This is a genomic window from Geodermatophilus sabuli, from assembly GCF_010686765.1.
GTDB lineage: Bacteria > Actinomycetota > Actinomycetes > Mycobacteriales > Geodermatophilaceae > Geodermatophilus > Geodermatophilus sabuli_A.
In genome coordinates, this window is sequence record NZ_JAAGWF010000015.1 from 25,556 (window position 1) to 40,080 (window position 14,525).

General features: G+C 76.7%; 11 protein-coding genes. 3 read left to right on the forward strand and 8 right to left on the reverse strand.

Features of this window, described 5'->3' with window-relative positions; genetic code table 11:
- Positions 1–4 precede the first annotated feature (4 nt).
- The gene (locus GCU56_RS13890; protein WP_163482340.1) at positions 5–406 is read right to left on the reverse strand and encodes a hypothetical protein; all 402 of its coding nucleotides are present in this window, start codon (positions 404–406) and stop codon (positions 5–7) included.
- A 70-nt stretch (positions 407–476) separates the two neighbouring features.
- On the opposite strand from GCU56_RS13890, the gene GCU56_RS13895 reads away from it, so the two are divergent.
- Entirely contained in the window at positions 477–1,073 is a 597-nt protein-coding gene (locus tag GCU56_RS13895) for a WHG domain-containing protein (protein ID WP_163482341.1), read from the forward strand.
- Here the strand turns inward: GCU56_RS13895 and GCU56_RS25220 are convergent.
- Together GCU56_RS25220 and GCU56_RS13905 are read right to left on the reverse strand one after the other, a co-directional pair.
- Complete coding sequence (locus GCU56_RS25220; RefSeq protein ID WP_163482342.1) at positions 1,050–2,516, reverse strand: diguanylate cyclase domain-containing protein; 1,467 nt, start codon at positions 2,514–2,516, stop codon at positions 1,050–1,052. The two genes, GCU56_RS13895 and GCU56_RS25220, sit on opposite strands and share 24 nt — an antisense overlap.
- A gap of 93 nt (positions 2,517–2,609) precedes the next feature.
- The gene (locus GCU56_RS13905) at positions 2,610–3,209 is read right to left on the reverse strand and encodes a TMEM165/GDT1 family protein (protein ID WP_345771834.1); all 600 of its coding nucleotides are present in this window, start codon (positions 3,207–3,209) and stop codon (positions 2,610–2,612) included.
- A gap of 210 nt (positions 3,210–3,419) precedes the next feature.
- Here GCU56_RS13905 and GCU56_RS13910 point away from each other — a divergent pair, with 210 nt between their 5' ends.
- Positions 3,420–4,502, forward strand: a complete 1,083-nt coding sequence (locus GCU56_RS13910; RefSeq protein WP_345771835.1) for an MFS transporter — start codon at positions 3,420–3,422, stop codon at positions 4,500–4,502.
- Here GCU56_RS13910 and larC read toward each other — a convergent pair.
- From larC to GCU56_RS13925, 3 genes are all read right to left on the reverse strand, one after another.
- Complete coding sequence (gene larC, locus GCU56_RS13915; protein WP_163482344.1) at positions 4,487–5,662, reverse strand: nickel pincer cofactor biosynthesis protein LarC; 1,176 nt, start codon at positions 5,660–5,662, stop codon at positions 4,487–4,489. The two genes, GCU56_RS13910 and larC, sit on opposite strands and share 16 nt — an antisense overlap.
- A gap of 133 nt (positions 5,663–5,795) precedes the next feature.
- On the reverse strand, positions 5,796–8,498 hold the full coding sequence (locus tag GCU56_RS13920; RefSeq protein WP_345771836.1) for a diguanylate cyclase domain-containing protein: 2,703 nt from the start codon (positions 8,496–8,498) through the stop codon (positions 5,796–5,798).
- Between the two features lie 140 nt (positions 8,499–8,638).
- On the reverse strand, positions 8,639–10,294 hold the full coding sequence (locus GCU56_RS13925; RefSeq protein ID WP_163482345.1) for a diguanylate cyclase: 1,656 nt from the start codon (positions 10,292–10,294) through the stop codon (positions 8,639–8,641).
- A gap of 107 nt (positions 10,295–10,401) precedes the next feature.
- On the opposite strand from GCU56_RS13925, the gene pheA reads away from it, so the two are divergent.
- A complete protein-coding gene (gene pheA / locus GCU56_RS13930) occupies positions 10,402–11,349 on the forward strand; it encodes a prephenate dehydratase (protein ID WP_239522264.1) in 948 nt (315 codons plus the stop codon).
- Between the two features lie 40 nt (positions 11,350–11,389).
- Here the strand turns inward: pheA and GCU56_RS13935 are convergent, their stop codons facing one another.
- Complete coding sequence (locus GCU56_RS13935) at positions 11,390–12,268, reverse strand: ketopantoate reductase family protein (protein WP_345771837.1); 879 nt, start codon at positions 12,266–12,268, stop codon at positions 11,390–11,392.
- A gap of 14 nt (positions 12,269–12,282) precedes the next feature.
- Positions 12,283–14,508 carry an MMPL family transporter gene (locus GCU56_RS13940; protein WP_163482346.1) on the reverse strand — a complete coding sequence of 742 codons (2,226 nt, stop codon included), beginning with the start codon at positions 14,506–14,508 and terminating at the stop codon, positions 12,283–12,285.
- Between the last annotated feature and the right edge of the window lie 17 nt (positions 14,509–14,525).

Here is a 14,525-nt window from a genome sequence, read left to right on the forward strand (position 1 = left end):
CAGGTTACGGCGTGGGCGGGGCAGCCGGCGTCGTCAGCGCGGCCACCGTCAGCGGGGTGGGCGCGACGCCCTCGGTCCCGGGGTGGGTGGTGTTCGAGAACTCCACCAGGCGGCTCCGCCACCGGCGCATCGCGCTGCGGTGCGGCTCGGCGCGGGCGAAGGCGGCGACCGCGGCCTCGTCGTCCCACCACGACACCGTGGTGAAGTCGCCGGCCAGCGGCTGCGCCCGGAGCACGAGGGACCGCGCGCCGGCGGACGCCCTCGTCTGGGCCCGGACGGCCAGCGAGGTCCGCAGGAAGGCCGGCACGTCGCGCAGCCGGCGTAGCCGCAGCCGCGTCACGAGGACGACGCCGGGACCCTCGTGGGGGCGGTCGGCGGTCCAGGGCAGGTCCAGGGTGAGCGGCATGGGAGCCTCCAGGTGCTTAACAGGTGTAAAGCAACCATAGGCGCCTACTTAACGCGTGTAAAGTCAGGGCGTGGCGCCACGGATCCCCGGTCGGCTGCGGGCCGACCTGCTCGCCGCTGCGGCAGCGCTGCTGGAACGCGGCGGCTCGCTGGAGGCGGTCACGCTCCGGGCGGTCGCCCGCGAGGCGGGGGTCAGCGCGCCGGCGGTGTACGGGCACTTCCCCGACCTCGGGGCGCTGCTGGACGGCGTCCTGGAGCAGGGGTTCGACGAGCTGCGGACGGCGATCGCGGCGGCCGTGGCAGAGCACTCCGACCCGGTCGAGCGGCTGCTGGCCGGCTGCCGGGCCTACGTGCGGGCGGGGCTCGCCACGCCGGGGCGCTACCGCGCGATGTTCGGCCCGCGCCGTCCCCCCGGGGGACAGACGGCGTTCGACGTCCTCGTGGAGGGGGTCGCGGCGTGCGCCGCGGCCGGCCGCTCCGGCAGTGCCGACCCGCGTGCGGACGCCGCGCTGGTGTGGACCGCGCTGCACGGCGTGGTCAGCCTCCGCACGGCCGGACCGGACCTGCCGTGGCCCGACCTCGACGGTCAGGTCCAGGCGCTGGTGGGCCGGCTGGCGCTGCTGGACGCCGATCGTGCCGCGTCCTCAGGCGGGCAGCGCCCGGGCTGACCGCCGGCCGTCCTTGACCCGGTACATCGCGGCGTCGGCCGCGGCCAGCACCGTCTCCGGGGTGTCACCGGGACCGCCGACCGCGACGCCGACGCTGACACCGACCCGGTGCTCGGAGCCGCGTCCGCAGTGCAGCGGTGCCGCGAACGCCTGCGTGATCCGGTCGGCGATCACCTGCGCGGCCTCGGGCGAGTCCACGCCGGGACACAGGACGACGAACTCGTCGCCGCCGATCCGCGCGACCGTGTCCCCCGGGCGCACCGCGGCCTGCAGTCGCCGGACCGCCGAGACCAGGACCTCGTCGCCGACGGCGTGGCCCGCGGCGTCGTTGACCGGCTTGAACCCGTCGAGGTCGCAGAAGAGGACGGCCAGGCCTGGCTCGCCGCGACGCCCGGCGGGCAGGAACTGCCCGAGCCGGTCGACCAGCAGGGTGCGGTTGGGGAGTCCGGTGAGCGGGTCGTGCACCGCGGCGGCCCGCAGCGCGGCCTCCATCTCCCGCTGGGTGGTCACGTCGGCCATCGCGACCACGGCGCCCAGCAGGGTGCCCACGCCGTCGCGGACCGTCGTCCCGGAGACGGTCACCCTGCGGACCGGTCCGCCGGTGGGCTGGATGCCCATCTCGACGTCGGAGAGGCTGCCCTCGGCGTAGAGCCGCATCAGCGGGACCCGGTCGGGCGGCAGCGGGACGCCGTCGACGTCGGTGAGCGAGAAGACCTCGGGGACGTCGTCGATCGCGATGCCCGGATCGGCGTCCAGCCCGTGCCACTCGCGGCTGACCCGGTTGAAGAGGTCGACCCGCCCCTCGGCGTCGGCCGCGACCACGCCGACCGGCAGCGCCTCGAGGAGGGCGCGCACGAACGCCTCGGAGCGGACCAGCTCCGCGTGCGACCGCTCGGCCTCCCGCCGGGCGACGACCTCGGCGGCGGCCACGTCGGCCAGGTCCCGCAGCGCTCGACGCCGGGCGAAGACCCCCACGATCACCTCGGCCAGGTCGGCGAGGCGGTCGCGGTCGGTGTCGGTGAAGACCCGGGGTCGCTCGTCGAGCACGCACAGCGTGCCGATGGTGACGCCGTCGGAGACCAGGTGGACGCTGGCGTACCCCCGCAGCCGGCCCCAGCGGCCGTCGACCCAGGGGTTGGTGCTGAAACGCGGGTCGGTGGACAGGTCGGGGAAGAGGTGGACGCCGGGAGGCCAGCCGGCGAGCACGGCGCTGATCGACGCCTCCTCGGGGGAGGGGGCGCCGGTGAAGCCGTGCGAGGACAGCTGGCGTGGTCCGGCGCCGTCGAGGAGGTTCACGGTCGCGTACGCGGTGCGCGTGACCGCGGCGGCGACGCGCACGATGCCGTCCAGTTCGGGGTCGCAGCGGACGTCGTCCACGTCGAGCCCGTCCAGCAGCCCGGTGTGCCCGGTCCGTCCCGCCGACAGCGCCACGGCTGCGTCCACCCTCTCCCGATGGGCGGCCTGGTCCGGCCGCTCCACATCCGGTAACGGCAGCCGCGTCCCGGCACCTGACCCCGGCTCCCCCGGAGGGGTGGCTCAGGTCAGCGTGCGCACCGTCTCGACGGCGGCGACGACGGCGAAGACGAGGAACAGGACGGCGGCGACCCGGCGGATGAGGGCGACCGGGAGCCGGTCGGCCAGCTTGGCGCCGAGGAACACCGCCAACCCCGACACGGTGAGCAGGGCCGCCCAGGCGCCGATGAAGACCGACACCGGGGCGTCCAGCCGGGCGGCCAGCCCGGCGGTGGCCAGCTGGGAGAGGTCGCCCCACTCGGCCGCGAAGAGCACGCCGAAGGAGATGGCGGCGGCGCGCAGGAACGACGTCTGCTCGCGCACGTCGGCGGCCTCACCGGCGTCCTCCGGGCCGCTCCTGGCGCTGCGCCACAGCACGATCGCGCCGACCAGGAAGAGCACGGCCACCACCCCGCTGACCAGCGCCTCGGGCAGGAGCGACAGGAGGCTCCCGGCGGTGACGGCGATCGCCACCTGCAGTCCGAACGCCGTGCCCACCCCCACGAACACCGGCAGCGGGGCGAACCGGGTGGCGAGGACGAGGCTGGCGAACAGCGTCTTGTCCGGGAGCTCGACCGGCAGGACGAGGGCGAACGCGGTCGCGATGACCGTCAGGGACAGCACGGGGTCTCTCTTCCGCTCGGCGCTGCCGGGCGGGCAGTCCTCTCGGGTGCCCACGGTAGCCGAGCGGTCCGGGGAATCCGGGTGCGACCGGGAGGCGCCCGCGCTAGCGTCCGCGGCATGCCGTTCCGTTGACGCCCCGACCGATCGCTGCCACCGGCCGCCCGGCCGCTCGCCCGCCTGGCGGTGGGCTGGGCCGCGCTGTCGGAGCTGGTGCCGTACTACCCGCTCTACGCGCTGCTCTTCCTCGACACGGGCCTGTCGCAGGCGCAGGTGTCGCTGCTGTTCGCCGTCTGGTCGGTGACGGGCCTGCTGGCCGAGGTGCCCGCCGGCGTGCTCGCCGACCGGTGGTCCCGGCGAGGGGTCGTGGTCCTCGCCGGTGTCCTGCAGGCGGCCGCCTTCGTCGTCTGGACGGCGGCCCCGGCGCCCTGGACGTTCGCGGTCGGCTTCGGGGTCTGGGGCGTGTCCGGTGCGCTGGTCTCCGGGGCCTCGGAGGCGCTGGTCTACGACGGCCTCGCCGCGCTGGGCGCCGAGGGTTCCTACGCCCGGGTCAACGGCTGGATGACCTCGGCCGAGCTGCTGGTGCAGGTGCCCACGGCGTTCGCGGCCAGCGCGTTGTTCGCCCTCGGTGGGTACGCCGCGGTCGGCTGGGTCAGCGTGGCGGTGTGCCTGGCCGCCGCCGCACTCGCGCTGCGGTTCCCCGAGGCGCGGGGCGACGCGGGGGACGACGAGGAGGAGGCGCTCCGGGAGGGGCTCCGCGACACGCTGCGCCGTCCCGGCCTGCGGCTGACGGTGCTCGCGGTCGCCCTGCTCGGGGGCCTGGACGCGGTCGAGGAGTACTTCCCGGTGGTCTCCGGGGACTGGGGCATCCCCACGGCGGCCGTGCCGTTGGCGGTGCTCGCCACGGCGCTGGCCGGCGCGGCCGGTGGCGCCCTGGCCGGCCGGGCCGAAGGGCTCCCCGACCGCGCCCTGCCGGCGCTGCTCGTCGCCGCCGGCCTGCTGCTCGGCGCTGCCGCGCTGTGGGCGCGGCCGGCCGCGCTGGTCGCGGTCAGCCTGTTCTACGGGCTGTACATCATGGTCCTGGTGGTGGGCGAGGCCCGGCTGCAACACCGGATCACCGGACCGCATCGCGCGACGGTGACCTCGGTGGCCGGCCTGGGCATCGAGATCGCCTCGCTGCCGGTGTTCGCCGCGTGGGCCCTGGCCGGTGCCGGTGGGGTGGCCGTCGTCGTCCTCGTCGTCGTCCCGCTGGTGGCCGCGGGTCTGCGCAGCAGGGTCGGTCAGGTGGCGGGATAGGCGGCCTCGGCGGCGGCGGTGGCCGCGCGCAGGACCTCCTTGACCGGCAGCCCGTGCTCCGCGGCGAGGGCGGCGACGTCGTCGAACTCGACCCCGACGTTCACCACCGTCCCGCCGAGGACGGCGAGCTTCACGCCCACCCGGCCCCCGAGCACGTCCACCGCCGCCGCCGTCCGCTGCAGGGCGACCTTGCCGACGTCCCGGACCCGCAGGCCGATGGTGGAGGTCGTCGTGAAGACCAGCCGCTGGAGCCCCTCCACAGTGCCCGGCGGGCACAGCACCGACAGGGTGTGCGCGGGCCGGCCCTTCTTCATGAGGATGGGGGTCAGCCAGGCGTCCGAGGCGCCGGCCGCCAGCAGCCGGTCCAGGACGCCGGGCCACAGGCGCGGGTCCAGGTCGTCGACGTTGGCCTCCAGCACCACGGCGGCCGGGGGCGGGGGCTCCGCCGCGTCGCCCAGCACCAGCCGGACGACGTTGGGCAGCTGCTCGGGGTCGCGCGCACCGGCGCCCGTGCCGACCCGCCGGGCGCGCATCGGGGGCAGCGCCGTCCAGCCGTCGACCCGGGCGGCGAGCAGCGCGGCACCGGTGGGGGTGCACGCCTCGGCCGGCACCGGGCCGGCGAGCACCGGGATCCCGGCCAGCAGCTCCAGCACGGCCGGGGCCGGCACCGGGACGACGCCGTGCGCACTGCGCGCCGAGCCGCTGCCCAGCGCCACGGGGGAGGCGGTCAGGCGGTCCAGTCCCAGGTGCTCGAAGCCGGCCACCACCCCGACCACGTCGGCCAGGGCGTCCAGCGCCCCGACCTCGTGGAAGTGCACGTCGTCGGCGGGCACCCGGTGCACCCGGCCCTCCGCGACGGCGAGCCGCTCGAAGACGGCCAGCGCACCCGCGCGCACGGCGGGGGCGAGGTCTGCACCGGCGAGCAGGGCCCGGACGTCGGACCAGGTGCGGGCGGTGGTGGACGGCGGCGCGTGCACGTGCACCCGGGTGGCGCCCAGGCCGTGCCGGCTCACCTGCTCGGCGGACAGCCGGATCGGCTCGACCGGCAGCCCGGCCACCGCGGCGGCCGGGACGTCGAGCGGCACCCCGGCGTCCACCAGTGCCCCGAGCAGCAGGTCCCCCGAGGCCCCTGCCGCCAGGTCGAGCCAGCCGATGGTCACCCGGTGATCATGCCCCGTCGATCAGGAGGACCTGGTCATCGCGGCCCGGACCTCGGCACGGGTCGTGAGGAGGAGCCGGAGTGATCAGGGGACCTGGTCATCGCCGGGCGGCCGGGGATCCCGGGCTGGGCGGTCAGCGGCGGGTGCGGCGGGCGATGCGGGCGGCGAACACCCCGGCGGCGTAGCCGTTGTCGATGTTGCTGACCACGACCCCGGGCGAGGCCGAGTTGAGCATCGTCAGCAGCGCGCTGAAGCCCCCGAACGAGCCGGGCTGGCCGGTCGAGGTGGGGACGGCGACGATCGGCACGTCGGTCATCGCGCCGACCAGTCCGGCCAGAGAGGCGTCCAGCCCGGCGACGACGACGAGGCAGTCGACGTCGTCGAGCAGCGCGCGGTCGGTGAGCAGCGGGCGGATCCGGCTGCCGCCGACGTCGTCCACGCGGACCACCTCGGTGCCGGTGATGCGGGCGGCGAAGGCGGCCTCGGCGGCCACCGGCAGGTCGCCGCCGGCGCCGCAGAGGACGCCGATGCGCCCGGCGGGGTCGGGGATCGGACCGACGGCGGCCGACATCGCCGCGGCGTCGACCGTCGTGTACGCGTCGTGCTCGCTGGCCAGCGCGACGAGGGCCTCGGCGGTGGCTCGCACCACGACGGCCGGCCGGTCGGGGTGCTGCCGGCGGGCCTCGCGGACCAGGGCGAGCACCTGCTCGGGTGACCGGCCGCTGCCCCAGACGACGTCGGGCTCGGCCGGGGCCTCGCGGAACGGAGCGGCGGGCGGCTCGACGGGAGGGGGCGGCACCGGCGCGAGGGCCGGTTCGGCGAGGCTGCCCAGGCCCAGCGGCGGGTCGAGCAGGAGGGGGGCGAAGCCGCCGGGGTCGCCGGCCGGATCGTCCAGCGGGGAAGGCTGCACGGCAGGAACCGTAGGTGCCGGTACGACGGCCGGCGGGGACGCGACCGGAGCCGTGTCGTCCCGGGAGGCCTCCTCCGTCCCATCCGCCGCAGCCGTCCGCGGCGGGCCGAAGAGGGCGTCCAGCGGGCTGCCTCCCGCGCGGGTCTGGGTGACCGCGGACAGCCGGACGACGCGGTCCCGGCCGCTGCGCTTGGCGTCGTACAGGACCCCGTCGGCCGCGGCGAACAGGGTGCGCCGGTCGTCGCCGCGGGTGGCCGAGGCGATGCCCACGCTGATCGTCACGGGCAGGTGGACGCCCAGCTGCGCCCAGTCGTGCGCGGCGACGGCCCGGCGGGTGCGTTCCAGGGCCCGCTCCGCCTGCTCGGCGGTCGTGTCGGGCAGCAGGATGACGAACTCGTCACCGGCCCAGCGGCACACCTCGTCGGTGTCGCGGACCCCGGCGATGAGCAGCTCGGCGACGGTGCGCAGGACGGCGTCCCCCGTCGGGTGGCCGGCGGCGTCGTTGACCTCCTTGAACCGGTCGACGTCGACGACGGCCAGCGCCGGCACGCCGCCGGAGGCCAGCAGCCCGTCCAGCCGCGCCTCCGCGTAGCGCCGGTTGGGCAGGTGGGTGAGCGGGTCCTCGTAGGCCTGCCGGCGCAGCTGGCCGGCGGCCCGCTCGGTCTCCAGCAGGCTCTTGCGGCGGCCGAACAGCTCCACCCAGCGGGTGCGCCGCTCGTCGACGCGGTCCAGCTCGTCGGCGAGGTAGGCCTGCAGGTAGGGCAGGGCCCGGCCGGCGTCGTCGAGCTCGGCGTGCAGCGTGCACAGCTCCCGCAGCGCGGCGCGGCGCAGCCGCGGCAGGCCGTGCTCGGTGGCCACGGCCAGGGCCCGGGCCAGCTGTTCGTCGGCACCGCGGCCGTCGCCCTGGCGGCGCAGCGCGCGGCCCAGCGCCAGCAGCGCCGACGCCAGCAGGGCGCGGTCGCCGCTGGCGGTGGTGCTCCGGACGGCGGCGCGCAGCGGGCCGGCCGCGGCGGTGTGCGCACCGATCCCGACCAGCGCACAGCCGTGCACGACCTGGGCGGCGACGACCGCGTCGGCCGACTCCGGGGGCAGCAGCGCCAGCGCCTGCTCGGCGAGGTCCCGGGCGTCGGCGAAGTGCGGAGCGGCCGACTCCGGGACGCCGTCGTCGAGCAACGCCTCCCCGAGCTCGGCGCACAGCTCGCCCAGGCGGGTGGCCGTCCGGGCGACCAGCTCGTCGGGCCGGCCCTCCTCCAGGTCCAGCAGCCCGGCGGAGTCGGCGGCCGCGAGGGCCGTGGCGTGCGCCCGCCGCTGGTAGTCGAGCGCGAGCGGCATGAGCTCGAGGTCGGCGAGGACCCCGGCCAGGGTGCCGAGCGTGTCGACGAGCAGGGCGGAGGGTGGCAGGGCGGGGTCGAGCAGGCTGGCCGCCTCCACCGCCTCGTCCATGGCGGCGTCGATGCGGCGCGACAGCAGCTCGATGCGGGCGTGCCGGGCGAGGCCCGCCGCCCGCTGCAGGTCGTCGTCGGTCGCGTCGAAGGCCGCCTTGGCCGACCGGACCAGCGCGATCGCCAGCGCGGCCCGGGACGCCGACTCCGAGCGGGGGTCGCCGTCCGCCGGGGCGTCCGGGCCGGTCGGGGGGCCGTCGATCAGCCCGGCCACCCCCGCGTGCAGGTCGAGGGCGGGCGGGGAGCCGCTGCCGTGCGGGGGCTCCACCGGGTCGCCGACGAGGGTGAACCCGGCGACCCGCAGCCGGCGCACCAGCAGCTCGGCGCGCAGCGTGTCGGCCCAGGCCCGGCCGAGCGTGGCCGGGGAGTCCTCGGCGACGCCGTCGCGCGGAGCGGGGGTGACGTAGGGCGAGGGGTCGCCCTCGACGTCGGCGAGCAGGTCCTCGGCGTCGTCGAGCTGCCAGTTCGCCAAGGCGGCGGTCACCCTCTGGTGCAGGGCTCCCGGTGGCACGAGCGCACTGTGCACGGCGTCGCGGGCGGTGTCGAGCACCGGTCGGGGGGCGCGCCGGGGGGTGTGACGGCCGTCGTCCGTTTCGTCACAGCCGCCCCATCCGGCCACCGGGTTCACGGGGCGCCCTCGCACGGAGCCCGGCCGCCGGGCGCGCGCACCCGGTTGCGCCCGCTGCGCTTGGCCGAGAACAGGTGCAGGTCGGCGGTGTCGAACAGCGAGCGCCAGCCCACCGGCTCGTCGGCGGGCGCGGACGCGGTGGCCACCCCGATGCTCACGGTGACCGGTTCGGCCAGCTCGAGGTCGCCCCAGTCGGCGCCGGCGACGGCGGCCCGCAGCCGGTCCATGGCCACCAGCGCCTGCGTCTCCGTCGCCGTGGGGAGGACGACGAGGAACTCGTCACCGGCCCAGCGGTACACCTCGTCGCCGGTGCGGCTGTGCTCGAGCAGCAGGTCGGCCACCCGGCGCAGCACCTCGTCGCCGTGGGAGTGCGAGGCGTCGTCATTGACCTCCTTGAAGCGGTCGATGTCGACGACGGCCAGTGACAGGGGCTCCTCACCCAGCTGCAGGCTGCCCAGCCGGCGCTCGGCACTGCGCCGGTTGCCCAGACCGGTGAGCGGGTCCTCCAGGGCGTGCCGGCGCAGCACGGCGGCCTGGCGCTCGGCCTCGCGCAGCCGCGACCGGCGCACGAACATCTCCGCCCAGAGCTCCCGGCCGCGGGCGTGTGCCCGCCCGGTGTCGGCCCGGTAGGCGTCCAGCCAGTACAGCGCCTCGGCCGGCCGGCCCATCGCCGCGGTGCTCTGCCCGAGCTCCAGCAGGCACTGGCGGTAGCGCCGCCGGTCGCTGGTGGCGGCGAACGCCCCGGCGGCGTCGACCAGCAGGTCCCCGGCCTCCGCGCCGTACCCGCCGCCGCCCTCCGACCGGGACATCCGGGTCAGCAGCCGGGCCAGCAGGAGGTCGGCGTACCCGCGCAGCCACACCCCGCCGTCCGCGCCGATCCGGCGGTGCGCCCGCCGCATGGGGCCGATCGCCTCGTCGAGGTCTCCGCGGCAGGCCAGCGCCCACGCCTGGACCAGGTCGAGCAGGTCCTGCTCGGCGGGATCGGGCTCCCAGGCGAGGGCCCGGGCGGCGTTCGCGCAGTCGACGGCGGTGTCCGCCAGCTGCCGGGACCGGTCGGCGTCCCCGCGGCGGTGCAGCGTCTGGGCCAGCTCGGTGTGCTGCTGGGCGGACAGGGCGAGCAGCCGCCACTGGTCGGCCAGGTCGGGCAGCTCCGCGGCGATCCGGTGGCCGGCCAGTGCCTGGGTGACCGCCAGCTCCTCGAGGTCGAGCGTGGTGAGGGTCAGTGACAGCCACAGGTGGGCCTGGTGCAGGGCGCGCGAGGGCTCCCCGTCGGCGGCCGTCTCGGTGAGCAGGCTGGCGTCGATGGCCAGCAGCATCGCGGCGTCGACGTGGTCGGCGGTCACCTCGACGTGGGAGAGGTAGGCCAGCGTGAGCGCGGTCCAGGCGTCGGGACGGCGTCGGCCCAGCGCCTCGCGGGCCGCCGCCACCCCCGCCGCGACCGCCTCCGGATCGCCGTCGACCAGGCCGCGGCGGGCGGCGAGCGCGTGCCGCCACGCGCTCCACCCCGGGTCGTCCGAGGTGGCGAGGACGGCCTCCGTGCGGTCGTGCTCGGTGGTGAACGCGGTGGGGTCCTCCCGGTCGCTGGCCGCCAGCAGACGCCAGAGCGCATCCTCGAGGTCACCCTCGGTGAGGCGGTCGGAGCCGGGAGTCACGCATCCCTCCATCGCGGGTGTCCGGCCGGTGCGGCCGGGGGCCGGGCGGCGGCGGCGGTTCCCCGGCCGGAGCGTCCGCACCGACCTGCCCGCACTACCCTCGTCGGATGCCTGCGATGCCTGTGACGCGGCCCCCGACGAGGTTCGCCTATCTCGGGCCCGAGGGTACCTTCGCCGAATCTGCCCTGGTCAGTGCCGTAGCTGCCGAGGAGGGGACGCGCCAGCCGGCGCCGAGCGTCGCGGCCGCACTGGCCGCCGTCCGGGCCGGGGACGCCGATGCCGCCCTCGTGCCGATGGAGAACTCCGTCGAGGGTTCGGTCCCGGCGACCATGGACGGGCTCGCCGACGGCGATCCGCTGCTGATCACCCGCGAGGTGTTCATGCCCGTCGGTTTCGTGCTCGCCGCGCGGCCGGGCACGCAGCTCGCCGACGTCCGCAGCGTGGCCAGCCACCCGCACGCGCTGGCCCAGACCGCCCGGCGGCTGACCGAGCTGCTGCCCGGGATCGTGCCGCTGCCGGCCACCTCGACCGCCGAGGCCGCGCGCCAGGTGGCGGCGGGCGAGCTCGACGCGGCGGTGTGCGCTCCGATCGCGGCCCGGCGCTACCGGCTCGACGTCCTGGTCGACGAGGTCGCCGACCGGTCCGGGGCGGTGACCCGGTTCGTGCTGGTCGCGCCGCCGGGGCCGCTGCCGGAGCCGACCGGCAACGACAAGACGTCGCTGGTCGCCGTCGTCGGTGACCGCACCGGCGCGCTGCTGGAGCTGCTCGGGGAGTTCGGCGTCCGCGGGATCAGCCTCACCCGGATCGAGTCCCGGCCGACGCGGGAGCGGCTGGGCGCCTACTCCTTCTCCCTGGACTGCGAAGGGCACGTCGGCGACGCGCGGGTGGGCGAGGCGCTGGCCGCGCTGCACCGGGTGTGCGACGACGTCCGCTTCCTCGGCTCCTATCCCCGCGCCGACGGTCGGGAGAACAAGCCGGTGACCGACGTGTCGACGGACGCGGCGTTCGCCGAGGCGTCGACCTGGCTGGCGCGGGTCCGGGCGGGCCGCCCCTGAACCGCCCCGCGGGGGAGGCCGGGACCAGGGAGGTCCTCCGTCAGGACAGGCGGGCGCGGAGGGCCGTCACGACCCGGGTGGTCACGGGGACGTCGACGCCGTGCCGCTGCGCCGCCCGCAGCACCGCACCGCCGATCGCCTCGAGCTCGGTCTCGCTGCCCGACGCGGCGTCGCGCTGCATCGAGGAGGTCATCCCGCCGGGCACGCTCTGCGCGAACGCGAGGGTCGCTCCGGCGTCTGCCACGGCGCCGTCGGCCCGCGCCACGGCGGCGACCTCCTCGACCAGGGCCCGCAGGTCGTCCCCCTGCTGCTCCCGGATGACGCCGAGCGGCGCGTCGTGGGTGGTGGTGAGCAGCGCGACCGGGGCGAGGAAGCAGAGCTTGTCCCACAGCAGCCCGGCCTCGTCGGGGCGGACGGCGACGTCGACCCCGGCGCCGGCGAGGGCATCGGCCAGCGCCTCCGCGCCGGGGGTCAGCTGGACGGCGGCCAGGGCTCCCTCGTGCCGCACGACCCCGGGTGCGGTCCGGCTGGCCACGACCCGGATCGAGCCGGCGACGACCCGGGCGGCCGGGTAGCGCTGCCGGAGCAGCGCCATGTGCTCGAGGCCGTTGAGCAGCGGCACCACGACCGCGTCGCCGAGCACCGGCGCGGGCAGCCGCTCCAGCGCCTCCTCCAGCCGGGTCGCCTTCGGCGTCACCAGGCAGGCGTCGACCGGTCCGGTCAGCCGCTCGGCGCCGGAGGCGGTCGCGGTCACCTCGCCGTAGCGGTCGCTGGCCAGCCGGAGCCCGTGCCGCTCGATCTGCGCGGCCGTGCCGGGCCGGGCCAGACACGTGACGGCGTGCCCCTGCCGGGCGAGCAGGGTGCCGAGCAGCCCCCCGACGCCGCCGGGACCCAGGACGGCCACGCGCAGGGGATCCACCCGGCCATCCTGCCTCAGCGGCCTCGCTGCAGGGTCCCGCCGCCGGCTCCGTCCCGACCCTCGCCCGAGCGAGCGAGGGACGAGGAGGACGGGGTCCTCCCATGGTGGGGGGCAGCGGGGTCCCTTCCCGTCGCGAGCTCGCGCTCCGGGGCGGTCGGCCCCTTCGCCAGCGCGCTGGGCCACCAGATCCGGTCGCCGATCAGCCGCACCGCGGCGGGCACCATCAGCGACCGGACGACGAAGGTGTCCAGCAGGACGCCGAAGCCCACCAGGAAGCCGAGCTGGGTGAGGATCACCAGCGGGAGCACGGTGAGCGCCCCGAACGTCGCCGCCAGCACCAGCCCGGCGCTGGTGATGACGCCGCCGGTGACCGCGAGTGCCCGCAGCACGCCGTCCCGCGTGCCGTGCCGGATCGACTCCTCCCGCGCCCGGGTCATCAGGAAGATGTTGTAGTCGATCCCGAGGGCGACCAGGAACACGAAGCCGATCAGCAGCACCTGCGGATCGCTGCCCGGGAACCGGAACAGGTGCTCGAACACCAGGGCGCTGACGCCGACGGTCGCCAGCACGCTGAGCGCCACCGTCGCGACCAGCACGACCGGGGCGAGCAGGGCGCGCAGCAGCAGCGCCAGGACGACGGTGATCACCAGCAGGACCAGCGGGACGATCACCGCCAGGTCGCGGGCGGCGGTCTCCTGGGTGTCCAGGTCGCTCGCCGTCGTGCCGCCGACCAGGGCGTCGGGGTCGGCGTCACGGACCGCCGTCCGCAGGTCGGCGACGGTGTCCTGTGCGGCCTCGCTGTCCGGGGCGTCCCCGAGCGTGGCATCGAGCCGGACGAGGCCATCGGACTCGACGGGGGCCTCTCCGGCTCCGGGCGGGCCGCCCTGCTCGCCGGTGAAGGGGGCGACCTCGGCCACGCCGTCCACCTGGCCGGCGGCCTCGGCGACGGCCTCCCAGCCGTCGGCCGGCGTGATGACCACCGCGGGGCTGGCGGCGCCGGCCTCGTAGTGCCGGGCGAGGGCCACCTGGCCGTCCGCGGACTCCGAGCCCCCGCGGACGGCGTCGGACAGCGCGATGCCACCGGCGTCGAACGTCGGCACGAACAGCGCCAGGGCGACGAGGGCGCCGGTGCTGCCCAGCAGGAACCGGCCGGGGCGCCGCCCGACCGCCGTCGCCACCGCCGCCCAGCCCCGCCCGTGCCGCTGCTCCTCGCCGAAGCGGGGGCGGAACGGCCAGAACGCGGCCCGGCCGAACAGCACCAGGACCGCCGGCAGGAAGGTGAGCGCGGCGAGCACGGCGAACGCGATGCTGACCGCGGAGATAGGGCCGAGCCCCCGGTTGGAGCCGAGGTCGGAGAAGAGCAGGCACAGGACGCCGAGGACCACCGTGGCGCCGCTGGCCACGATCGGCTCCCACGACTGGCGGAGCGCGATCCGCATCGCGGTGAACCGGGACTCCTCCCGGCGCAGCTCCTCCCGGTAGCGGGCGACGAGCAGCAGGCCGTAGTCGGTCGCCGCGCCGACGACCAGGATCGAGGCGATGCCCTGGCTCTGGCCGTTGACCGCGATCCAGCCCTGCTCCGCGAGGAAGTACGCCACGGCGAGCGAGACGACCAGCGCCATCCCGGCGGTGGAGATGACCAGCAACGGCAGCAGCGGGCTCCGGTAGACCACCAGCAGGATCAGCAGCACGACGCCGAACGCGGCGAGCAGGAGCAGCCCGTCGATGCCCGAGAAGCCCTCGGCGAAGTCGGAGAAGACCGCGCCGGGGCCCGTGACGTACGAGGTCGCGCCGTCGAGGGGAGCCAGCTCGCGCAGGTCGCCGATCACCTCCGGCAGGGCGTCGCCGAGGTCCGGGTCGAAGGGCAGGACCGCCTGCAGGGCCCGCCCGTCCTCCGACGGGATCACCGGGGAGGCCTCGCCCGCGAGCGCTCCGGCGTCCTCGGCGACGGCCACCGCGTCGTCGACCAGGCCCTGGGCCTCCTGCAGCGCCGCGGGAGGGAGCCGATCGTCGCTCTCCCACAGCAGGATCACCGGCAGCGTGCGCTCGGTGGCGAAGCCGCGCTGCAGCTCGGTGACCCGCGTCGACTCGGCACTGTCCGGGAGGAAGGCCGCCGAGTCGTTCTCCTGGACCTCGCCGAGCTTCCCGCTGAACGAACCGAGGGGGCCGGCCAGCCCCAGCCAGAGCAGGGCGATGATGGCCGGCAGGAGCCAGCGGACGGCGGACGCTCGGCGAGCCATGGGTTTCCTTGATGGTC

Excerpts from the sequence above, each read along its gene's own strand:
- GCU56_RS13940 (WP_163482346.1), bottom strand. The coding sequence starts at position 14,508 with ATGGCTCGCCGAGCGTCCGCCGTCCGCTGGCTCCTGCCGGCCATCATC.
- GCU56_RS13890 (WP_163482340.1), bottom strand. The coding sequence starts at position 406 with ATGCCGCTCACCCTGGACCTGCCCTGGACCGCCGACCGCCCCCACGAG.
- pheA (WP_239522264.1), top strand. The coding sequence starts at position 10,402 with ATGCCTGCGATGCCTGTGACGCGGCCCCCGACGAGGTTCGCCTATCTC.